The following is a 22491-nucleotide window of genomic DNA, read 5'->3' on the forward strand; positions in this document are numbered from 1 at the left end:
TAGGAGCGAGGCTTGCCCGCGAATGGCGCGACACGGTACATCGTCGAACACCCTGAAATCTGAATAAGGACATTTGCCCCACCGTGGCCACTTACTCGCTTGTTATCCGCCGGTTGATGATCGTATCGCTGACCATCGTCGTCAGCCGCGCCATCACCAGCCCGTTGCTCACGTTGTTCCTGAGCAACAAACTGGGCCTCAACCAACAGGACGTTGGCTTGCTGCTGGGCATCGCGGTGTTCATCGCCACCCTGCTCGCGCTCTACGGCGGCTACATCATCGACCGCCTCGAAAAACGCCGGCTGCTGATCCTCGCCATGCTCTCCAGCGCCATTGGTTTCGTGCTGCTGACCTTCGCCGAAAACCTCTACTTGACCACCCTGACCCTGGTGATCACCGAAACCGCTTCGGCGCTGTTCCTGATTGGCTCGAAGGCGATCCTCAGCGAAAACCTGCCCATGGGTCAGCGCGCCAAGGCCTTTTCCCTGCGCTACACCCTGACCAACATCGGTTACGCCACGGGGCCGATGCTCGGCGTGGTCATCGCCGGTGTCTACCCGATTGCGCCGTTCCTGATTGCCGGCGGCATTGCGTTTTTCAGCATCTTCCTGATGAGCGGGATCCCGAAAGATTCGAGCCAGACACCCGTGATCGGCCAGCCGCAAAGCTTTCTGAAAACCCTGATCACCCTGAAAAACGACCGCACGCTGATTATGTTCACTTGCGGCTGCCTGCTCAGCACCGTGGTCCATGGGCGCTTCACCCTGTACCTGTCGCAATACCTGCTGGTGACCCAGGACTCCAAACGCGCCCTGGAAACCATGGCCGCCCTGCTCGCCTGCAACGCCATCAGCGTGATCTTGCTGCAATACCAGATCGGCCGTTTCCTCAAGCGTGAACAACTGCGCTACTGGATTGCCGGCGGCACCAGCCTGTTCATCCTCGGCCTGATCGGCTTTAGCCTGGCGGATAGCCTGGTGTCGTGGTGCATCGCGATGTTCATCTTCACCCTCGGCGAAATGATCATTTACCCCGCCGAATTCCTGTTCGTCGACACCCTGGCCCCGGAAGAGCTGCGCGGCAGTTACTACGGCGCACAAAACCTGGCGGCCCTGGGCGGTGCCCTGAGCCCGGTGATTTGCGGTTTCCTGTTGATGCACACCCCGGCGCCGACGATGTTTTATGCCCTGAGCGCGCTGACCGCCATGGGCGGTTTCCTGTGTTTCATGAGCGGACGCCGGGTGGCTTTACAGCAAAATTAATGCACTGAAACTGCATTAATATGAATTTGTCTCCGTCTGGAATGAGCGGCACACTGTGCCTCGTTCCTCCCCCAATAGTTGGAACGACTTCAAGGGCTTTCTGGGTATCCCAGCTAAGCCTTTTTTTTGCCTCGACTTTTGCAACGGACCGTTCACCTCATGTTTGCTCGCTGGTTCCCCGCCGCCATCAATACTCGACCTTCTGAATGGAGCCGTGCCGCCATCGGCATGGCCCTCGGTACGATGTTCAGCGTCTGGCTGTGCTCACAGGCTTTCGGCATCGAAGTGGCGCAGCACCTGATCGGTCCGCTGGGCGCCTCGGCAGTGCTGTTGTTCGCGGTGTCCTCCGGCGCGTTGGCGCAACCCTGGTCGATTCTCGGCGGCTACTTGAGCGCTGGGGTGGTCGCATTGTTGGTCGCCCACGTGCTCGGACGAACCCTTGGCAGTGCTTGCCTGGCCGCAGGCATGTCACTGATTCTGATGTGCTGGCTGCGTTGCCTGCATCCGCCGGCCGGTGCCTTGGCGTTGCTGCTGGTATTGGCAGACCCGGCGACCATCGCGCTGGACTGGAAAGCCCTCGGCCCGGTAATGCTCGGCGCCTCGACGATGTTGCTCAGCGCGCTCGCGTACAACAACCTGACGCGCATTCGTTACCCAAGACGCGCCAGTGAACCGGTGCCGATGGTGCCAGCCGATCACCCGCCCATCGACAGCCAGGCGATCACTGCCCAGGATCTGAAACGGGCGCTGGCGGACATGGAAGCTTTCTTTGACGTCACACCCGAAGACCTTGAGCAGTTGATTCAAGCCAGTGAGTTGCATGCCAAACGGCGCAGTATCACTGAAGTCCTTAGCCGCAGAACCTGACACCCTACAGAACCCTTCAGGAGCGAGCAGTCTCGCTCCTGAAGGTTCGAGTCAAGCCGCAGATAATTGCTTGGCCGGTACTGCCAGACTCACTGCCCGCACCGATGCACCGGCACTCAACCCCAGCGTTTTTGCGGTCTGGGCATCGACAATCAACGTACCCGCCGCCACCCGCGCCGGTGCTGCGGTTATTCGGCACTCGGCAAACTGGCGGTTGTGAATCAGGTAAGTCGCCGCCTGTTCTCCGGGGGTGCCAAGGCTCAATTGCAGCACCTGACTGTCACGCACCGCGCGGATGTCGGCGGTGGCGCATTCAATCAGCGGCCCGCCGTCGAAAATGTCGATGTAGTCGCGGTGTTCGAATCCTTCCGCCTGCAGCATGCCCAGCGCCGGCTCGGTGTTGGGATGGACGCGGCCAATCACCGAACGCGCTGCTTCCGGCAACAGGCAGGTCGGCAGCGGAAACTTGGGCATCAGTTCCGCGATGAAGGTCTTGTTGCCCAGGCCGGTAAGATAATCGGCATCGGCAAAGTCCATCTTGAAAAAGTGCCGCCCCAGCCCTTCCCAGAACGGTGAAATGCCTGCTTCGTCCGAGTAGCCGCGCATCTCTGCAATGACCTTGTCGCCGAAGTGCTGACGGAACTCTGCGAGAAACAGGAACCGCGCCTTCGACAACAAGCGCCCGTTCAGCCCGCTGCGATGATCGGCGTGCAGGAACAATGAGCACAACTCCGATTGCCCGGTCATGTCGTTACCCAGGAACAGCGTCGGCAGTTGTTGATTGATCCCGAGGTTTTTCGACGCCGCGACAAACAAGCCCATTCGATAGTTGTACCAGGGCTCGCGCAGGCCGACGGCACCGGCCAGCGCACAAATACCGATCGCTTCTTGCTGGTCGTTTTCCAGCACAAACAAGTAGTCGGCATCGGCACGCTCGGCGTCGCCGGCAAAGGTTTTCGCGGCCCATTCCAGACGCTGGCGCAAACGCGGCGCATCGGCAGGCAAGGTGGTCAAACCGGTCCCGGCGCTATGAGCCAGGGCCAGGAGTGCCGGCAGGTCAGCCGGTGTGGCGGGACGGACGATCATCGCACTTGCTCCTTGGCAGTCAGGTGTTTGGGCAGGAATACTTCGGCCAACATGCAGCGAGCGCTGCCGCCGCCAATGCGTTCGATGGTGTCGATGTTCACCGGCAGCGGCGTGGTGTGGGCCTCGATCAACCGACGCTGACTGGTGTCCAACGCTTGCCAGGCCGTACGTGACATCACCAGCACGGGGTCGCCCGCACTGCTTTGAACTTCCAGCATGTTGCCGGCAAAGGATTCCAACTGGCTCCAGTTCAGCGCGATGACTTGCTTGCCGCTGTCTTCCAGCCGCGAGCGCAGGGCCAGGCGTTCGCTAGGGTTCGTGACCGATGCCAGGCAGGCAATGGCCAGACGCGTACCGACGCTCATCATCACGTTAGTGTGGTAAATCGCGACGCCCTGACGGTCTTCCGCCGTAAACGCGCATAGCTCGTAACCCAGATGGTTGACCACCTGATCCAGCGCCCGGGCGTGGGTGCGGGTGGAGTAGCCGGCGTAGCAAATCCGCTGCTGACGATCCAGCACCATACTGCCGGTGCCTTCAAGGAAGATTTCCTGTTGTTCAAGGCTGGAAAGGTCCAGCAACTGCTCAACCCGGTACTCGTCGCGCAGCCAGTCGAGCACACCTTTATCCCGCTCTAGGCGCCGATTGTGGCCTTGCATCGGGTACAGCACCAACGTGCCGTCGGGATGGCTGCTCCACCAGTTGTTGGGAAAAATCGAGTCTGGTGTGTGCGGGGCTTCAAGGTCGTTGTGCACAAGGACTTCGACGCCTTGCCCGCGCAGTGCGGCAACGTAGCCATCGAACTCTTGCAGGGCCTTGAGCTGAACGTCTTCGGACACGGCTGCCGGGCGCTGAAAACGGTTGTTCGCCGCCGTGTCCTGATTGAAAGAGAAACGTGTCGGGCGAATCATCAAAACGGTATTGGTGGTTTGCATGGGCACAGATTCAATGAGGGTTGAGAGAGGCTCATTGTCTGTTTCGGGAGCGGGAAAACCCGGTTGATAAGGGTTTTTAAGGTGATGGAAACGGCTGAAGATTTCGGCTCGTCCAGCCGATTCGGCAAACACCAAAAACCAAATGTGGGAGCGAGCCTGCTCGCGATTGCGGCGTACCAGTCGACATCAATGTCGGATGACACACCGCTATCGCCGGCAAGCCGGTCTCGCTCCCACAGGGGACAGCAGTGTTTATTACTCCATCGTGGTCTTGACCATCGCCAGTTCCGGGTGGCTGACCAGTTTGTCGATGTGCAGCTCCGGGTCGTCGAACCAGACTTCAGTCAGCACCCGATAATGTTCCATGTCGCGGCAACGCATGCGCAGGCTGTAGTCGAACGCGCCGCTGATCAAGCGACATTCCAGCACCTGCGGGCAAGCACGGACCTTGGCTTCGAAGGCTTTTTGCGCCGCCCGCCCGCTCTGGTTCGACAGCGCAACCAACACTAGCAAAGACAGCCCCGGTGTCAGTTTTTTCTCATCGAGGATCGCCCCGTAACCGCGAATGACCCCCAGCTGTTCAAGCTTGCGCACCCGTTCCAGGCATGGCCTGGGGGTCAGGTGCACGCGCTCCGAAAGCTTTTGGTAAGTGATGCGCCCTTCATGGCGCAGCACTTCAATGATTGCCTGATCGATACGATCAAGCACGATCGACAGATCGCGGATGTCCGCCATGTACGTCTTGCCTCACTTCAAACGACCCGATAGGAATTGCTGCAAACGTTCACTGTTTGGCCGGTCGAGGATCGTCGCATCACCCTGCTCCTCGACCCGCCCCTGATGCAAGAACAACACCTGGCTCGACACCTGCCGGGCAAAGCCCATTTCGTGGGTCACCATCAACATGGTCCGGCCTTCTTCCGCCAGTGCCTGAATCACCTTGAGCACTTCGCCGACCAACTCCGGATCAAGGGCCGAGGTCGGCTCGTCGAACAGCAGAATTTCCGGCTCCACCGCCAGCGCCCGGGCAATCGCCACCCGTTGTTGCTGGCCGCCGGAGAGAAACGCCGGGTATTGATCGGCGACTCGCTGCGGCAAGCCGACCTTGTCCAGATAAACCCGTGCACTTTCCTCAGCCGCCTTGCGGCTGATGCCCAGCACCCGGCACGGCGCCAGCACGATGTTTTCCAGGACGGTCAGGTGACTCCACAAATTGAAATGCTGGAACACCATCGCCAGGCGCGTGCGCAAGCGCTGCAACTGTGCCGGATGGGCGACGCGCATGCCACCCGCGCCCGGGCGAGTGATGACCCGTTCGCCGTCGAGTTCGATGGCGCCCTCGTCCGCCCGCTCCAGAAAATTGATGCAGCGCAGCATGGTGCTTTTGCCTGAACCGCTGGCGCCGATCATGCTCACCACGTCCCCTGCCCGCGCATTCAACGAGACGCCCTTGAGCACTTCATTGTCACCAAAACGTTTATACAGATTTTCAACCGTGAGTTTGTACATGCAGACACCCCTGCAGCAGCACCCGATTCGGCGCTGCTCTGGATAATTGGATTAATGAGTCGGCCCGAGAAAGCTCAGCCAGCGCTTTTCCGCGAGACGAAATGCGCCAACCAGGCCAAACGACAACGCGAGGTACAGCAGGCCGGCAATGCCGAACGCCTGAAAGGTCATGAAGGTCGCGGCGTTGGCGTCGCGGGCGACTTTGAGAATGTCCGGAATGGTTGCGGTGAAGGCCACCGAAGTCGCGTGCAGCATCAGAATCACTTCGTTGCTGTAATACGGCAGCGCCCGGCGCAGCGCCGAGGGCAGGATCAGTCGCAGGTACAGACGCCAGCCGCTCAAACCATAAGCGTGGGCGGCCTCGATCTCACCGTAGGGAATGCTGCGGATCGCCCCGGCGAAAATTTCCACGGTATAGGCGCAAGTGTTGAGGGTGAACGCAAGCAGCGTGCAATTCATCGCGTCGCGAAAGAACGCTTCGAGCAGCGGCTGCGAGCGCACCACCGCGATGCCGTAGATCCCGCTGTAGCAAATCAGCAGCTGGATATACAGCGGCGTACCGCGAAACACGTAGGTAAACAGCTGAACCGGCCAGCGCAGCAAGCCCCAGCGCGAGGTGCGCAGGATCGCCAACGGCAACGACAGGACAAAGCCCATCGCGATGCTCGCCACCAGCAACCACAGGGTCATCGCCAGGCCTGTGAGGGTCTCGCCGTCGCTGAACAGAAAGGGTTTCCAGTATTCGGCAATCAACTCGATCATCGCACCATCCCCCGTACGCCCTGGTTGTAACGCCGCTCCAACACTCGCAAGGCGTAGTTCGACGCGCTGGTGATCAGCAGATAAAGCGCCCCCGCCATCAGCAGGAAATCGAGCATGTTGAAGGTGCTTTTACCGGCCTCTTGCGCGACCTTGACCAGGTCCGACAAGCCGATGATCGACACCAGCGCCGTGGCCTTGAGCAACACCAGCCAGTTGTTGCCCAGGCTCGGCAAGGCGAAACGCATCATTTGCGGAAACACCACGAAGCGAAACCGCTGCCAGCGGTTCAAACCGAAACACGCCGCGGCTTCCTGCTGTCCACGCGGCACGCTGAGGATCGCTCCGCGAAAGGTCTCGGTGAAATACGCGCCATAGATAAACCCGAGGGTGATAATCCCGGCCACGAACGGGTCGATTTCCATGTACGGCCAGCCCATCGCTTCGGTCAGGCTGCTCAGCCAGCCTTGCAGGCTGTAGAAAATCAGCAGCATCAGCACCAGGTCCGGCACACCGCGAATCAAGGTGGTGTAGAAGGTTGCCGGCAGGTTCAACAGCTTCAGCGGCGACAGCTTTGCCGCCGCGCCGAGCAACCCCAGCGCCATGCTCACCAGCAGCGAGAGCGCCGACAGTTTCAGCGTGACCCAGGTGCCGTGCAGCAACAATGGGCCATAGCCTTGCAGGGCCGAAACATCGAGCCCGATCAGATTCAGGAAGGAATTCACGCCAGTCACCTGTCTTGAGGCGCCCACGAAGGAACACTGCGCCGGTTCACGGCACAGTGTCTTGGGGCGCGAGGATCAGTTGTTGTAGAGGTCCAGATCGCCGAAATGCTTCTGCTGGATCTGTGCGTAGATGCCCTTGTCGTGCAGGGCCTTGATGGCGGCATTGAGCATGCCTTTGAGTTCTTCGTTGTCCTTGCGCACGCCGATGGCGATTTCCGACGGCACCAACGGGTCGCTGATGCCTTCGCTGTTCTGGAAGTCAGCCCCTTGTGGCGATGTGAGGAAGCTCATCTGCGCTTGCAGCTTGTCCTGGATCGACGCATCGAGACGGCCATAAACCAGGTCGGCGTACACCTGATCCTGATTCTGATAAGCGCGCAGTTTCACGCCGCCCGGCCCCAGTTTGGCCTTGGCGTAGGTTTCCTGAATCGTGCCCTGCATGTAACCGATGGTCTTGCCCCGCAGCGACTCGGCGGTGGGCAGCAGCCCGGAGTCCTTGCGGGTGACGATGGCGGTCGGCCCGGCGTACAGACGGTCGGTGAAGTCGATCTGCTTTTTGCGCGGCTCGGTCACGGTCATCGACGATTCGATGGCGTCGAACTTGCCGGCCTTGAGGGCTGGAATCAGCCCGTCGAAATCATTGCTGACCCACACGCAGGTCAGTTTCAGCTCGGCACAGATCGCGTTGCCCAGGTCCACGCCAAAGCCCTGCACGCCGCCATCGGCGGTGGTTGACTCAAAAGGCGGGTAGCTTGGGTTGACGCCGAATCGCAGCTCTTTCCATTCCTTGGCATGGGCGCCGGTGGTGCAGCACAGCAGCGCGAGTGTCGGCAAAGTCAGCCATTTGATATTCATCTTCTTGAGTCCCGATTTGTTTGGAGTTATCGCGGCCTGGCGAACCGGACCGCCTTTTTGGGCAGGAACAGAGAGTCGGTGCGGCGCGAGCCGCAACAGCGTTCTTATTGTTTTGTTCGAGGGGCCGCACGTTGCGGCCTCCAGCCTGAAACCCTCGGCACAGACGGCTTCAAAACCACGGCCAGAATGCCAACAGATAACCTGTTGCAGGTGTCGTAAGGGCCGCTCCAGACGCCCCGATTGCGCTGATAAGGCTGTTTTCACAGCCGATTCGGTCGTGAGCGCGGCCCGCGGTGGTCTTGAGAGGGAAATCCTTCAGCGCTATTACAAAAATGCACACGAGACCTGCACATATCCGGGTTGTACTAGGCAAATTTGCACTGTTACGATCCAGCATCGCTCGCGCGCGAGCTTCTCTATAAAGAACAATAAAAGCAGGGAGTTAGTGATGACTGCTCAGGTTTCATCGAAGTGGACTTCGTCCATGGATGCCACGCAAAACGACGTGCTGGCCGAGGTTCGCAACCATATCGGTCACCTGACCCTCAACCGCCCCGCCGGCCTCAACGCCATTACCCTCGACATGGTGCGCAATCTGCAGCGTCAGCTTGACGCCTGGGCGCAGGATTCGAACATTCACGCGGTGGTCTTGCGCGGTGCCGGCGAAAAAGCCTTTTGTGCCGGCGGCGACATCCGCTCGCTGTATGACAGCTTCAAAAACGGCGACACCCTGCACGAAGACTTCTTCGTCGAGGAATACGCCCTCGACCTCGCGATTCACCATTACCGCAAACCGGTTCTCGCCCTGATGGACGGCTTCGTCCTGGGTGGCGGCATGGGCCTGGTGCAAGGCGCCGATTTACGTGTGGTCACCGAGAAAAGCCGCCTGGCGATGCCGGAAGTGGCGATCGGTTATTTCCCGGACGTCGGTGGCAGCTACTTCCTGCCGCGCATCCCCGGTGAACTGGGGATCTACCTGGGCGTCAGCGGCGTGCAGATCCGTGCGGCGGATGCGCTCTATTGCGGCCTGGCCGACTGGTATCTGGACAGCAGCAAACTGGCCACGCTGGACGAAAAACTCGATCATCTGGAATGGCACGACACGCCGCTCAAGGACCTGCAAGGCCTGCTGGCCCGACTCGCCGTGCAGCAACTGCCGGACGCGCCATTGGAAGCGCTGCGCCCGGCTATCGATCACTTCTTCGCCCTGCCCGATGTGCCGGGTATTGTTGAACAACTGCGCGACGTCACGGTTGCCGACAGCCATGAATGGGCGACCACCACCGCCGACCTGCTGCAAAGCCGTTCACCGCTGGCCATGGGCGTGACCCTGGAAATGCTGCGGCGCGGTCGGCACCTGAGTCTGGAAGACTGTTTTGCCCTGGAGCTGCACCTGGACCGTCAGTGGTTCGAGCGCGGCGACCTGATCGAAGGCGTGCGCGCCTTGCTGATCGACAAAGACAAGACCCCGCGCTGGAACCCGCCGACCTTGCAGGCGCTGGACGCCGCACATGTCGCGAGTTTTTTCACAGGGTTTGACCGGAGCGGGAGCTGAGCCATGCACGATATCGAATTGAGCGAAGAGCAAGTCATGATCCGCGACATGGCCCGGGACTTTGCCCGCGGCGAAATCGCGCCCCACGCGCAAGCCTGGGAAAAGGCCGGCTGGATCGACGACGGTCTGGTGGCGAAGATGGGCGAACTGGGTCTGCTGGGCATGGTGGTGCCCGAGGAATGGGGCGGCACTTATGTCGATTACGTCGCCTACGCCCTGGCGGTGGAAGAGATTTCCGCCGGCGACGGCGCCACGGGCGCACTGATGAGCATCCACAATTCCGTGGGTTGCGGGCCGGTCATGAACTACGGCACCGACGAACAGAAACAGACCTGGTTGCCGGATCTGGCCAGCGGCAAGGCCATCGGCTGTTTCTGCCTGACCGAGCCGCAAGCCGGTTCCGAGGCGCATAACCTGCGCACCCGCGCCGAACTGCGCGACGGCCAGTGGGTGATCAACGGCGCCAAGCAATTCGTCAGCAACGGTAAACGGGCGAAACTGGCGATCGTGTTTGCCGTGACCGATCCGGATCTGGGCAAGCGTGGTATCTCGGCGTTTCTGGTGCCGACCGATACCGCCGGTTTCATCGTTGATCGCACCGAACACAAGATGGGCATTCGCGCGTCCGATACCTGCGCAGTCACCCTGAGCAACTGCACCATCCCCGAAGCCAATCTGTTGGGTGAGCGCGGTAAAGGCCTGGCCATCGCCCTCTCCAACCTCGAAGGCGGACGCATCGGCATCGCCGCGCAGGCCTTGGGTATCGCGCGTGCCGCATTCGAAGCGGCGCTGGCCTACTCCCGTGACCGCGTGCAGTTCGCCAAGCCGATCATCGAGCACCAGAGCATCGCCAATATGCTGGCCGACATGCACATGCAACTCAACGCTGCACGGTTGATGATCCTGCATGCCGCGCGGTTGCGCAGTGCCGGCAAGCCATGTCTGTCGGAGGCTTCGCAGGCCAAGCTGTTTGCCTCGGAAATGGCTGAGAAGGTCTGCTCGTCGGCGATGCAGATCCATGGCGGGTACGGGTATCTGGAGGATTACCCGGTGGAGCGTTACTACCGGGATGCGCGGATCACGCAGATTTATGAAGGGTCGAGCGAGATTCAGCGGATGGTGATTGCCCGAGAGTTGAAGAATTATCTGGTGTGAACCTTAAAAAGCTTCGCGGGCAAGCCTCGCTCCTACAGGTTATCGGTGTTCGCATGAACAACACATAACCCGTAGGAGCGAGGCTTGCCCGCGAAGACGTCCGTGAGAACGCTACATCACTTACCGACGAACTCCGCCTCACGCTTGGCAATAAACGCCGCCATCCCTTCCTTCTGATCCTGCGTCGCAAACGCCGCATGGAACACCCGACGCTCAAAGCGCACGCCTTCCGACAGGCTCACTTCGAAGGCGCGGTTGACGCTTTCCTTGACCATCATCGCAATCGGCAGCGACTTCTTGGCGATCAACGCGGCGACTTTCAGCGCTTCTTCCAGCAATTCATCCGCTGGAACGATCCGCGCCACGATCCCGCAACGCTCCGCTTCAACCGCATCGATCAAACGCCCGCTCAGGCACATTTCCATCGCCTTGGCCTTACCGACGGCGCGAGTCAGGCGCTGGGTGCCGCCCATGCCCGGCAACACGCCGAGGTTGATTTCCGGTTGGCCGAACCGGGCGTTATCGCCGGCCAGGATGAAGTCGCACATCAACGCCAGTTCACAACCACCGCCCAGGGCAAAACCGTTCACAGCAGCGATGATCGGCTTGCGGCGGTTGGCCACGCGATCGCTGTCGCTGAACAGATCGTCGAGGTAGATCTGCGGGTAGGTCAGCTCAGCCATTTCCTTGATGTCGGCACCGGCGGCGAAGGCTTTTTTCGAGCCGGTCAGCACGATGCAACCGATGTTCGAATCGGCTTCCAGGCCATCGAGGGCATGGTTCAGTTCGCTGACGATCTGCGCGTTCAACGCGTTCAGCGCCTGCGGACGGTTCAGGGTGATCAGGCCGACACGGCCATGGATTTCCAGCAAAATCGTTTCGTAACTCACAATGGACTCCTTCTTAAAGACTGCGCGAAATGACCATGCGCTGAATATCGCTGGTGCCTTCGTAGATCTGGCATACCCGCACGTCGCGGTAGATCCGCTCCAGCGGGAAGTCGTTCAGGTAACCGTAACCGCCGAGGGTTTGCAATGCAGCAGAGCAGACCTTTTCGGCCATTTCCGAGGCGAACAGTTTGGCCATGGACGCCTCGACCAACGCCGGTTTGCCGCTGTCACGCAGCGCGGCGGCGTAATGCACCATTTGCCGGGCGACGGCGATCTGGGTCGCCATGTCCGCGAGGCGGAACGCGACGGCCTGATGCTCGATGATCGGTTTGCCGAAACTCTCGCGCTCACGGGCGTAATCCCGCGCCGCTTCAAACGCGGCTCGGGCCATGCCCACCGATTGCGAAGCGATGCCGACGCGGCCGCCTTCGAGGTTGGCCAGGGCAATTCGATAGCCTTCGCCCTCTTCGCCCAAGCGGTTGGCCACCGGCACTTTCACGTCTTCGAACAGAATCTGGCAGGTGTCGGACGCATGCTGGCCGAGTTTGTCTTCGACGCGGGCGACTTTGTAGCCCGGTGAATCGGTGGGCACGATCAATGCGGTGATCCCGCGTTTGCCGGCGCTCGGGTCCGTTACCGCAAACACGATCACCACGCCGGCGTTCTGCCCGGAGGTGATGAACTGTTTGCAACCGTTCAGGACGTAATGATCGCCTTCCAGACGCGCACGGGTTTTCAGGCCGCTGGCATCGGAGCCGGCCTGCGGTTCGGTCAGGGCGAAAGCGCCAAGCATTGCACCGCTGGCCAACGGTTTGAGAAAGCGTTCTTTCTGGTCGTCGTTGCCGTAGTTCAGGATCGGCACGCAGCCGACCGAGTTGTGCACGCTCATGATGGTCGAGCAGGCGCCGTCGCCGGCGGCGATTTCTTCCAGGGCCATGGCGTAGGCCAGGTAACCGGTGTCGCACCCGCCCCACTGTTCGGGCACCAGCATGCCGAAGAAGCCCAGTTCAGCCATTTCGCCGATGGCTTCCTTGGGAAAACGGTGCTCACGGTCCCATTCGGCGGCGAACGGTTTCAGCCGTTCCTGGGCAAACTGCCGGGCCGCTTCGCTGATCTGCAGTTGTTCGTCATTGGGAATCATGGCAAATCCTTAAAATCCGGGGTACGACACAGAACTCTGTGGGAGCCAGCCTGCTGGCGATGGCGTCGTGTCAGTCACTGTCTGCTTTTATGACATACCGCATCGCCAGCAGGCTGGCTCCCACAGGGGTGAGGTTGGCCTAGTACAGGCATTCCACGGCCATCGCCGTGGCTTCGCCGCCGCCGATGCAGATCGCCGCAACGCCGCGTTTCAGGCCTTTCTGGCGCAGGGCCGAGAGCAGGGTCACGAGGATCCGCGCGCCGGACGCACCGATCGGGTGGCCCAAGGCGCAAGCGCCGCCGTGCACGTTGAGTTTCGCGTGGGGGATTTCCAGATGGGTCATCGCTGCCATGCCGACCACGGCAAAGGCTTCGTTGACTTCCACCAGGTCCACGTCATTCAGCGACCAGCCGGTTTTCTTCATCAGCCGCTTGATCGCGCCGATCGGTGCCACCGGGAATAGGCCCGGCGTGTCGGCGAATGCCGCGTGGCCATGGATCACCGCCAGCGGTTTCAGGCCGCGCTTGTCCGCTTCGGAACGGCGCATCAGCACCAACGCCGCCGCACCGTCAGAAATCGAACTGGAGTTCGCCGCCGTCACCGTGCCGCCTTCGCGGAAGGCCGGTTTCAGCGAGGCAATCTTGTCCAGTTTGGCTTTCGGCGGCTGTTCGTCGTTGCTGATGACGACTTGCTCTTTGCCGACGGTCACGGTCAGCGGCACGATCTCGTCCTTGAAGCTGCCGTCCTTGATCGCCTGCTGCGCGCGGGTGGTCGAAGCGATGGCAAACGCATCCTGAGCTTCGCGGCTGAAGCCGTTGGTTTCAGCGCAATCTTCGGCGAAAGTGCCCATCAGGCGACCCTTGTCGTAGGCGTCTTCCAGGCCGTCGAGGAACATGGAATCGAGCACACGGCCATGGCCCATGCGATAACCGCTGCGGGCGCGGTCCAGCAGGTATGGCGCGTTGGACATGCTTTCCATGCCACCCGCCACCACCACATCGGCGCTGCCGGCGAGCAGCATGTCATGAGCCAGAATGGCCGCTTCCATACCGGAACCGCACATCTTGTTCAGGGTGGTGCAGCGGGTCGATTTATCCAGCCCGGCGCCCAGTGCAGCCTGGCGCGCCGGGGCCTGGCCGAGGCCGGCGGGCAGCACGCAGCCAAACAGCACTTCTTCAACCGCGTCCGGCGCAACACCGGCGCGTTCGACGGCGGCGCGAATCGCGGCGGCACCCAATTGCGGTGCAGTCAGGCTTTTCAGTTCGCCCTGGAAACCGCCCATTGGGGTACGGACGGCGCTGACGATAACGATTGGATCGTGGGAAAGGGTCATGACAAATCCTCCTTACTTGGCGGCCATGCGCAAGGCACCGTCGAGACGGATCACCTCGCCATTGAGCATGCTGTTATCAATGATATGCCTGACCAGCTGCGCGTACTCGGCCGGTTTGCCCAAACGTGGTGGAAACGGCACGCCAGCGGCAAGGGAATCGCGGACTTCCGGGGTCATGCTGGCCATCATCGGCGTCTCGAAAATCCCTGGGGCGATGGTCATCACACGGATACCGAAGCGCGCCAGTTCACGAGCCGCCGGCAAGGTCAGGCTCACAATCGCGCCTTTCGATGCCGCATAAGCCGCCTGGCCGATCTGGCCGTCATAGGCCGCGGCGGATGCGGTGTTGATGATCACACCGCGCTCGCCATCGGCATCCGGCTCGGTTTCGGCGATGGCCGCCGACGCCAGACGCAGCATGTTGAAGCTGCCGATCAGGTTGACGTTGATCACCTGGCTGAAACTGGCCAGTGCATGCGGACCGTTTTTGCCGAGGATCTTCTCGCCACGCACGATGCCGGCGCAGTTGACCAGACCGTTCAGGCCACCGAAGGCTTTGACCGTGGCCTGCACCGCTGCCTCGGCCGCCGCTTCGTTGCTGATGTCCGCGACCACGCTTTGCGCGCCGAGACGTTCAGCCTGGGCCGCGACGGCCTCGGCGTTCATGTCCACCAGCATCACTTTGGCGCCGGCAGCGACCAGCATTTCAGCCGTGGCCGCACCGAGCCCGGAGGCCCCGCCGGTGACGAGAAAAACCTTGTTTTCGATCTGCATCATTGTTTCCTTGGATTCAAGCTGAAACGTTCTTCGCTGCGGCCTCTTGAGCCTTGGCGATTTCCTGGTTGCGCAAGATAAAGCGCTGCAATTTGCCGCTTGGGGTTTTCGGCAACTCGCTGACAAATTCGATTTCACGCGGGTAAGAGTGCGCGGCCAGACGTTTGCGCACATGTTGGCGCAGTTCTTCGGCCAACTCCGGCGCGGCGCGGTATTGCGCGCTGAGCACGACGAAGGCTTTGACCAGTTCGGTGCGCTCCGGATCGGGTTTGCCCACCACGGCGGCTTCGACGACGGCCGGGTGTTCGATCAATGCGCTTTCCACATCGAACGGGCCGACGCGATAGCCGGAAGTGGTGATCACGTCGTCACTGCGGCCGACGAAGCTGATGCTGCCGTCCGGGTTCCACTCGACGGTGTCGCCGCTCAGGTAATAGTTGCCGACGAAGGCTTTGGTCGGTGCGCCTTCGTAGCCGTTGAACCAGCACATTGGCGACTGAGTGCGGTCGATGGCGAGGATGCCGGGTTGGCCGACACCCAGTTCCTTGTACTCCTCATCCAGCACCACGATGCGGTGGCCCGGCGAAGCAAAACCGGCGGCGCCCATGTGGATCGGATGATCGAGGCCGTGGTGGTTGCACAGGACCATGCCCAATTCGGTCTGGCCGTAATGGTCGTGAATGACTACGCCGAGGTTGTCGGCGAACCAGCGGATCACTTCCGGGTTCAACGGCTCGCCGGCGCTGCTGACGATGCGCAGCTTGCCTTTGATCGACTTAGCGAACTCGTCGCCACCGGCGATCAACAGACGATACGCAGTCGGTGAGCCAGTGAGGTTGGTGATCCCGTATTTGTTGATCACCCGGCAGGTGCTTTCGAGGGTGAACGGGCCATCGTAAAAGGTGATCGGATGCCCCATCGCCATCGGCCCGGTGACGCCGAAATAGATGCCGTAGGCCCAACCCGGATCGGCAACGTTCCAGAACGCGTCTTCAGGGCGCAGGTCCACGGCGTCGCGGGTGTAGCTCTCGAACGCGACGATTGCCTTGAGCGGCACCGACAGCGCTTTCGACGGGCCGGTGGTGCCGGAGGTGAACATCAGCAGGAACGGGTCTTCGCCGGTCAGCAGCACCGGTTCGCAGTCAGCGGAATAATTGGCCAGTTCGGCCCAGAAACTGAAATCGCCACGGACGATGCCCTGGCCTTTTGCACCACCGACGGTGACGATGGTCGGGCAGTCGGCGACTTCAGCGAGTTTCGAGCGATTGACCGCGTCGGTCACCACCACTTTGGCACCGGAGCTGCTCAAGCGATGTTCGATGGCCTTTGGGCCGAACGCGGTGAACAGCGGCTGATACACCGCGCCGATGCGCCAGGTGGCGAACACGGTGATCAATAATTCGATATTGCGCGGCAGCAGGCCGGCGACCTTGTCGCCTTTCTTTACGCCCTGCGCCAGCAGGAAATTGGCGAAACGTGCAGCCTTGTCCTGCAAGTCGCTGAAGGTGTACGTCGCACTGGTGCCGTCCCGGCCTTCCCAGAACAGCGCGATGCGACCTGGTAACGCATGCCGGTCGCAACACTCGACACAGGCATTGAGGGCCGTCAGGTTACCCGCGAGTGCGGCGTCGACGGTGTGCTGATAATTGAACTGTGACGTGGCAGACAAGTAATCGCGCATTGCCAGAATCCCTCGGTATTTTTATTAGGTTGGGGGAAGCGTAACCAACAGGGAAATACTCGCTCTGCGCGGGGGGTGGGGCAATGGTCAAAGCTATCAAGTTGTCTGACTGGTTTGGCCAAGATCCAACAGATGTGGCGCCTGGTTTGACGCCTTCGCGGGCAAGCCTCGCTCCTACAGGTTCAGTGTTAATCCTGTAGGAGCGAGGCTTGCCCGCGAAGAGGCCCGCCCAATCATCACAAAACCCGGATCAGCTCGCCTCGGTCAGAATCAAACTCCGATAATGCCCCGGATTCGACCCCGACCACTTGCGAAACGCCTTGTAGAACGAGCTCGCATCGGCAAACCCCAGCCGCGTGGCGATTTCGGCGAAGCTGATACTTGGCTCCGCCAGCCAGACAATGGCCAGTTCCTTGCGCACGCCGTCCTTGAGGCCTTGATAGGTCTGCCCCTCCTCCGCCAGCCGCCGCCGCAAGGTCGAGGCCGACATGCACAGTTGCTGTGCCAGAGGTTCGGTTTCCGGCCAATTCTCGGCGGGCAATTGCCGCAAATCGTGCTTGATCCGACTCGCCAGACTCTCCGGGTCGCGGTACTTGACCAGAATATTGGCCGGCGCATGGGCCAGGAAGCGCTTGAGTTCTTCCGCGCTGCGCTTGATCGGCAGGTCCAGGCAATCGGCCGAAAAAATCATTCGGGTACGCGGCCGGTCGAAACGCAGGTTCTCGGAAAACATCACCTGATAGTCATCACAGAAATCCGGTTCCGGGCAGCGCAACTCGATGGCCAGAATAGGAATCCGCCGCCCGGCCAGCCAACACGCAACACCGTGAACGATCATCCAGTAGGTGAAATAGGTGAACGCGCGGCGAGGGTCCTGGTCGTCTTCCAGCAAGACGATTTCCGCGAGACTTTGCTGACGAACCAGCTGCGCGGGCAGGTGTTCGAGCATCAACGACAGAAACCCCAGCCCCGAAGTCAGGCCGGCGGCCAGGCTCGGCTGGACCATCGAGCAGCGGCACAGGAACTCCAGGCTGCCGGATTTGAGCTTGCGCGGGTCCATGCCAAAAAACTCATCGTCGCCACGCCGGGCCAGCAACCGCCACAAACGCGCATAGGCCGTGGCCGGGACACGGGCAACGGCGGACTCCAGCAGCGCCGGATCGATGCCGACCTTGTTCAACACCTCGTCGGTGGCAGCGCCAGGGGCGCAACTTTGCAACAGCGCTTCACGCACCAGTTGAATGGAAATGGTGTCTTTTTCCGACATTGCGCGGGGTGTGCCCTGTTGTTTGAGTGGAGGGCATAGTAGCTCAGGCCGCGTCCTTGTAGGAGCGAGGCTTGCCCGCGAAGCAGTCGACTCGGTCTTGCCGTGAAACCGTGTAATCGTTCTTCGCGGGCAAGCCTCGCTCCTACAGGGGGTACTTGGGTGATGTTGAGGGTTGTTCAGGTTAGGTTCAGGTAAATGTCAACTATTGGCATTTGGGAATGAGTGTCATTATGTTACAAATTAGCACCCTATCTAATTCCACGACGGTGCTGAATGCTTGTTCCTTTTCTGATCATGCTGCGCGAAGGCATCGAGGCCGCATTGATCGTCGGCATCATCGCCAGCTACCTCAAGCAAACCGGTCGTGGCCAGTGGATGCCGGCCGTGTGGATCGGTGTGTTTCTCGCCGCCGCACTGGCCCTGCTGGTGGGCGGCGGCCTGGAACTGGTCAGCGCTGAGTTCCCGCAGAAACAACAGGAACTGTTTGAAGGTGTGGTCGGCCTGGTGGCGGTCGGCATCCTCAGTTCCATGGTGTTCTGGATGCGCAAGGTGGCGCGTTCGATCAAGCATTCGCTGCACGTCTCCCTCGATCAGGCGCTGACTGGCTCTAAACATCAGGTCACGGCGCTGATCGCCATGGTGTTTTTCGCCGTCGCTCGGGAAGGCCTGGAAACGGTGTTTTTCCTGCTCGCGGTGTTCCAGCAAAGCGAAGGTCCGGCGGCCCCGATTGGCGCCCTGCTCGGCCTGATCCTGGCGATCATCGTTGGCTTCCTCATTTACACCGGCAGCATGCGCCTGAACCTCGGCGCGTTCTTTCGCTGGACCGGGCTGTTCATCCTCGTGGTAGCCGCCGGCATTCTCGCCAACTCGGTGCAGGCGCTGCATGAGGCCGGGGTGTGGAATCACCTGCAAACCGTGTTGTTCGACTTCAGCACCACGCTGCCAATGGACGGCCCGCTGGGCTCGGTGCTGGCCGGGATGTTCGGCTACCAGGACGCACCCACCGTCAGCACCCTCGGCGCTTATCTGATTTACCTGCTGGTGGCGTTGGTGATGTTTTTTCTCCCGGCGCCCGCACCCGCTAAACAACCTTCTTCCGCTTCTTTGTAGGAGCAAGCTTGCTCGCGATAAGAGCGCCGCGGTGCATCAGGCCTCCAGCGTCATCGTTAACGACCATCGCCGGCAAGCCGGTCTCGCTCCCACAGGGTAGGCGTGCGCCAATGCATTTTTTCCAGTCAGTAAGGGCATCCATGTCAAATCAAGCCCCTCCCCAGGCCTCCCCTCCCCGCGCCTTGCGCTGGGCGGTGGCCGGTTCGGTGATCGTGATGATCGCCGCCGGCGGCCTGTTCTACTACGCCTCGAAAATGGCCGCGGCCAAACGCCAGGCCAACCATGACGAAGTGCTGGTGACCATTCACCCCCACAGCTGCGAACCGAACGCGTTGACGGTGCCGGCCGGTCGCGCCAGTTTCCGCATCGTCAACCGCTCGGATCGTGCCGTTGAATGGGAGATCCTTGACGGCGTGCTGGTGGTCGAAGAACGGGAAAACATCGCGCCCGGCCTGAGTCAGGTAATCAACGCCAACCTGTTGCCCGGCGATTACGCGATCACCTGCGGCCTGCTGAGCAACCCGCGTGGCACGTTGCACGTGACACCGACCGCGGCGTCCGATGCCGCGGCCAAAGCCAAGCCGTCGATGGTGGCTTTCGTCGGGCCGTTGTCGGAGTTCCGCGTTTACCTGAGCAGCCAGAGCACCGCGTTGATCAAGGCCGTCACCGCGCTCGAACAAGCCATCGAAGCCGGTGACCTGAGCCAGGCGCAAGCGTTGTACGTCCCGGCGCGCAGTGCCTATCAACGCATTGCCCCGGCCACACAACGCCTGGCGGAACTGGACAACACCATCAACGCCCGTGCCGATTACTTCGAAAAGCGTGAGCAGGATCCCGGCTTCGTGGGTTTCCATCGCCTGGAATATGCGCTGTTCCAGCAACGCAACCTCGACGGCCTGACACCGGTAGCCCAACAGCTGCTGACCGACGTCACCACGCTCAAGCAACAACTGCTCGCGCAATCGCTGCCCCCGGAACAACTGGTCAGCATCGTGGTGCGCAACCTCAATAACCTCGGTGACGTGCGCGCCAGCAGCGGTGAAGAAGAACGCTACAGCCACACCGACTTGTACGGTTTCGCCGGCAACCTCGAAGCTGCCCGCAAAGTCGTCGACCTGTTGCGTCCGCTGCTGACCAAGTCCGCCGCCGAACTGCTGCCAACCCTCGACAGCGCAATCGTCAGCCTTGATGCCGAACTCAACGGTTTCAAGGTCAAGGACGGCTATGCGAGCTATGACACGGTCGGCGCCGCGCAACGCAAACAGATCGCCGACAAGGCCAAGGCACTGGCCGATGCACTCGATGGAATCGATCCCGCCCTTGGCCTTTCCGGCCTGTAGCAGAAGACGACATTCAGATGAACGATTCAGAGCAATTCAACCTCCAGCGTCGCCGGGTATTGATGGGCATGGGGGCCGCCGGTGTGGCGTTGGCCGGTTCTGCATTGAGCTGCCCGGCCATGGCCGCCAGCCCCGCGCAAGTCACCGAAGCACCGAGCAGCGACCGGACCGAAGACCACCACGACTTCCACGGCCAGCACCAAAGCGGCATCGTCACCCCGCGCCCGGCGTCGGGCATGTTGGTGTCGTTTGATGTGTTGGCCAGTGACCGCGAAGACCTCGAACGGCTGTTCCGCACGCTCAATGAGCGCATCGCGTTCCTGATGAAGGGCGGCCCGGTGGCGCAGGTCGATCCGAAACTGCCGCCGGTGGATTCAGGGATTCTTGGCCCGGTGGTTACGCCGGACAACCTGACCATCACCGTCTCGGTGGGTGAATCGTTGTTCGACGAACGCTTCGGCCTGGCCCACGCCAAACCGAAACGGCTGAGCCGCATGGTCGGTTTCCCCAACGATGCGCTGGAAGCCGATTGCTGCCACGGCGACCTGAGTTTGCAGTTCTGCGCCAACACCACCGACACCAACATCCACGCCCTGCGCGACATCGTGAAAAACCTGCCGGACTTGCTGCTGGTGCGCTGGAAACAGGAAGGCAGCGTGCCGCCCCAGGCACCGGCGAAACCCGGTGTGCCGGCGCAGAGCGCGCGTAACTTTCTGGGCTTTCGCGACGGCTCGGCCAACCCCGATTCCAACGACGCCAAGGCCATGGATCGCATCGTCTGGGTCCAGCCCGGCAGCGACGAACCGGCGTGGGCCGTCAACGGCAGCTATCAAGCGGTGCGGATCATCCGCAACTTCGTCGAGCGCTGGGACCGCACGCCGTTGCAGGAACAGGAAAGCATTCTCGGCCGGGTCAAAAGCACCGGCGCGCCCATGGGCGGTGCCCACGAAACCGAGGTGCCGGACTACGCCAAGGACCCGGAAGGCAAGCTGACCAAGCTCGACGCGCACATCCGCCTGGCCAACCCGCGCACCGCCGCGAGTCAGGCCAACCTGATCCTGCGCCGGCCGTTCAACTACTCCAACGGCGTGAACAAGAACGGTCAGCTGGACATGGGCTTGCTGTTCATCTGCTACCAGGCCGACCTGGAAAAAGGCTTCATCACCGTGCAAACCCGACTCAATGGCGAGCCACTCGAGGAGTACCTCAAGCCGGTCGGCGGCGGGTACTTCTTCACCCTGCCGGGTGTGACGGGCGACCAGGATTTCATCGGTCGCTCGCTGCTCAACGCCACACAAACAAAAGCCACCGCCTAACCAACCCCCAACACGGAACCGTCCCATGAAAAAGTCGCCACTCGCGTTATTGCTGACCCTTGGTTTGCTCAACACCCCGTTTTCGGCTTTCGCGGCGACGGCGCCGCTGGAACTGGTGGGGCCAATTTCGGATTACAAGATCTACGTCACCGAGCAACTGGACGAACTGGCCAGCCACACTCAGAAATTCACCGATGCGGTGAAGAAAGGTGACCTCGCCACCGCGCAAAAACTCTACGCGCCGACCCGGGTTTACTACGAATCGATCGAGCCGATTGCCGAGCTGTTCAGTGACCTCGACGCCTCCATCGACTCCCGTGTCGACGACCACGAAAAAGGCGTGAAAGCCGAAGACTTCACCGGTTTCCACCGCATCGAATACTCGCTGTTCTCCGAGAAGAGCACCAAGGGCCTGGGCGAACTGGCGGATGGCTTGAACAAAGACGTTAAGGACCTGCAAACCCGCGTGGCCGGCCTGACCTTCCCGCCTGAAAAAGTGGTGGGCGGCGCGGCGGCACTGCTGGAAGAAGTCGCCGCCACCAAGATCTCCGGCGAAGAGGATCGTTACAGCCACACCGACCTGTATGACTTCCAGGGCAACATCGACGGCGCGAAGAAAATCGTCGACCTGTTCCGTCCACAGATCGAGAAGCAGGACGCGGCGTTCATTGCCAAGGTCGACAAAAACTTTGCCACAGTGAACAAGACGCTGGCGAAGTATAAAACCAGGGATGGCGGTTTTGAGACCTATGACAAAGTGAAGGACAGCGACCGTAAGGCGCTGGTCGGGCCGGTGAATACGTTGGCTGAGGATTTGTCGACGTTGCGTGGGAAACTTGGGTTGAATTGATTTTTTTGTAGCGTCTGAGCGGACCCCTTCGCGGGCAAGCCTCGCTCCTACAGAGGTATGCGATCCCCTGTAGGAGCGAGC

Annotated in this window: 21 protein-coding genes; 8 read left to right on the forward strand and 13 right to left on the reverse strand. The window is 61.0% G+C overall.

All coding sequences use genetic code 11. From position 1 onward, the window contains the following. Positions 1-83 precede the first annotated feature (83 nt). A complete protein-coding gene (locus IB245_RS07935) occupies positions 84-1262 on the forward strand; it encodes an MFS transporter (protein WP_192227230.1) in 1179 nt (392 codons plus the stop codon). A 159-nt stretch (positions 1263-1421) separates the two neighbouring features. After that, on the forward strand, positions 1422-2129 hold the full coding sequence (locus IB245_RS07940) for an HPP family protein (RefSeq protein WP_192227231.1): 708 nt from the start codon (positions 1422-1424) through the stop codon (positions 2127-2129). Between the two features lie 51 nt (positions 2130-2180). Here IB245_RS07940 and astA read toward each other — a convergent pair whose 3' ends face one another. From astA to IB245_RS07975, 7 genes are all read right to left on the reverse strand, one after another. Beyond that, positions 2181-3215: an arginine N-succinyltransferase gene (gene astA / locus IB245_RS07945; RefSeq protein WP_192227232.1), complete on the reverse strand. Its 1035-nt coding sequence runs from the start codon at positions 3213-3215 to the stop codon at positions 2181-2183. Next, positions 3212-4150 carry a citrulline utilization hydrolase CtlX gene (gene ctlX / locus IB245_RS07950; protein ID WP_192227233.1) on the reverse strand — a complete coding sequence of 313 codons (939 nt, stop codon included), beginning with the start codon at positions 4148-4150 and terminating at the stop codon, positions 3212-3214. Before ctlX ends, astA begins: the two co-directional genes overlap by 4 nt. Positions 4151-4405: 255 nt before the next feature. Beyond that, a complete protein-coding gene (locus IB245_RS07955) occupies positions 4406-4885 on the reverse strand; it encodes an Lrp/AsnC family transcriptional regulator (protein WP_008026500.1) in 480 nt (159 codons plus the stop codon). Positions 4886-4897: 12 nt separating this feature from the next. Continuing rightward, positions 4898-5659, reverse strand: coding sequence for an ABC transporter ATP-binding protein (locus IB245_RS07960; protein WP_192227234.1), 762 nt, complete (start codon positions 5657-5659; stop codon positions 4898-4900). 51 nt (positions 5660-5710) lie between these two features. Then, positions 5711-6421 carry an ABC transporter permease gene (locus IB245_RS07965; RefSeq protein ID WP_008026504.1) on the reverse strand — a complete coding sequence of 237 codons (711 nt, stop codon included), beginning with the start codon at positions 6419-6421 and terminating at the stop codon, positions 5711-5713. Continuing rightward, positions 6418-7143: an ABC transporter permease gene (locus tag IB245_RS07970; RefSeq protein WP_192227235.1), complete on the reverse strand. Its 726-nt coding sequence runs from the start codon at positions 7141-7143 to the stop codon at positions 6418-6420. Before IB245_RS07970 ends, IB245_RS07965 begins: the two co-directional genes overlap by 4 nt. A gap of 75 nt (positions 7144-7218) precedes the next feature. Then, positions 7219-7998 (reverse strand): transporter substrate-binding domain-containing protein, encoded by a 780-nt coding sequence (locus IB245_RS07975; protein WP_008026508.1) that lies wholly within the window; start codon positions 7996-7998, stop codon positions 7219-7221. Positions 7999-8446: 448 nt separating this feature from the next. On the opposite strand from IB245_RS07975, the gene IB245_RS07980 reads away from it, so the two are divergent. Both IB245_RS07980 and IB245_RS07985 read left to right on the forward strand, forming a co-directional pair. Beyond that, positions 8447-9553 (forward strand): enoyl-CoA hydratase/isomerase family protein, encoded by a 1107-nt coding sequence (locus IB245_RS07980; RefSeq protein WP_192227236.1) that lies wholly within the window; start codon positions 8447-8449, stop codon positions 9551-9553. A 3-nt stretch (positions 9554-9556) separates the two neighbouring features. After that, positions 9557-10708 carry an acyl-CoA dehydrogenase family protein gene (locus IB245_RS07985; RefSeq protein WP_008026512.1) on the forward strand — a complete coding sequence of 384 codons (1152 nt, stop codon included), beginning with the start codon at positions 9557-9559 and terminating at the stop codon, positions 10706-10708. A gap of 116 nt (positions 10709-10824) precedes the next feature. Here the strand turns inward: IB245_RS07985 and IB245_RS07990 are convergent, their stop codons facing one another. From IB245_RS07990 to IB245_RS08015, 6 genes are all read right to left on the reverse strand, one after another. Next, positions 10825-11598: an enoyl-CoA hydratase gene (locus IB245_RS07990; RefSeq protein ID WP_192227237.1), complete on the reverse strand. Its 774-nt coding sequence runs from the start codon at positions 11596-11598 to the stop codon at positions 10825-10827. 13 nt (positions 11599-11611) lie between these two features. Beyond that, the gene (locus IB245_RS07995; protein WP_008026517.1) at positions 11612-12739 is read right to left on the reverse strand and encodes an acyl-CoA dehydrogenase; all 1128 of its coding nucleotides are present in this window, start codon (positions 12737-12739) and stop codon (positions 11612-11614) included. 139 nt (positions 12740-12878) lie between these two features. Next, positions 12879-14072, reverse strand: a complete 1194-nt coding sequence (locus IB245_RS08000; protein WP_192227238.1) for an acetyl-CoA C-acyltransferase — start codon at positions 14070-14072, stop codon at positions 12879-12881. Between the two features lie 12 nt (positions 14073-14084). Then, complete coding sequence (locus tag IB245_RS08005; protein WP_192227239.1) at positions 14085-14846, reverse strand: SDR family NAD(P)-dependent oxidoreductase; 762 nt, start codon at positions 14844-14846, stop codon at positions 14085-14087. Positions 14847-14862: 16 nt separating this feature from the next. Further along, positions 14863-16527, reverse strand: a complete 1665-nt coding sequence (locus tag IB245_RS08010; RefSeq protein ID WP_008038364.1) for an AMP-binding protein — start codon at positions 16525-16527, stop codon at positions 14863-14865. A gap of 250 nt (positions 16528-16777) precedes the next feature. After that, positions 16778-17794 (reverse strand): AraC family transcriptional regulator, encoded by a 1017-nt coding sequence (locus tag IB245_RS08015; protein ID WP_192227240.1) that lies wholly within the window; start codon positions 17792-17794, stop codon positions 16778-16780. A gap of 273 nt (positions 17795-18067) precedes the next feature. On the opposite strand from IB245_RS08015, the gene efeU reads away from it, so the two are divergent. From efeU to efeO (IB245_RS08035), 4 genes are all read left to right on the forward strand, one after another. Further along, positions 18068-18904 (forward strand): iron uptake transporter permease EfeU, encoded by an 837-nt coding sequence (gene efeU, locus IB245_RS08020; protein ID WP_192227241.1) that lies wholly within the window; start codon positions 18068-18070, stop codon positions 18902-18904. A 140-nt stretch (positions 18905-19044) separates the two neighbouring features. Continuing rightward, on the forward strand, positions 19045-20244 hold the full coding sequence (efeO, locus tag IB245_RS08025) for an iron uptake system protein EfeO (protein ID WP_192227242.1): 1200 nt from the start codon (positions 19045-19047) through the stop codon (positions 20242-20244). A gap of 17 nt (positions 20245-20261) precedes the next feature. Further along, positions 20262-21560, forward strand: coding sequence for an iron uptake transporter deferrochelatase/peroxidase subunit (gene efeB, locus IB245_RS08030; RefSeq protein WP_192227243.1), 1299 nt, complete (start codon positions 20262-20264; stop codon positions 21558-21560). Positions 21561-21585: 25 nt separating this feature from the next. After that, entirely contained in the window at positions 21586-22410 is an 825-nt protein-coding gene (gene efeO / locus IB245_RS08035; protein WP_008038359.1) for an iron uptake system protein EfeO, read from the forward strand. The last annotated feature ends 81 nt before the right edge of the window (positions 22411-22491 follow it).

It is taken from the genome of Pseudomonas sp. PDM02 (assembly GCF_014852285.1).
GTDB classification, from domain to species: Bacteria; Pseudomonadota; Gammaproteobacteria; order Pseudomonadales; family Pseudomonadaceae; genus Aquipseudomonas; species Aquipseudomonas migulae.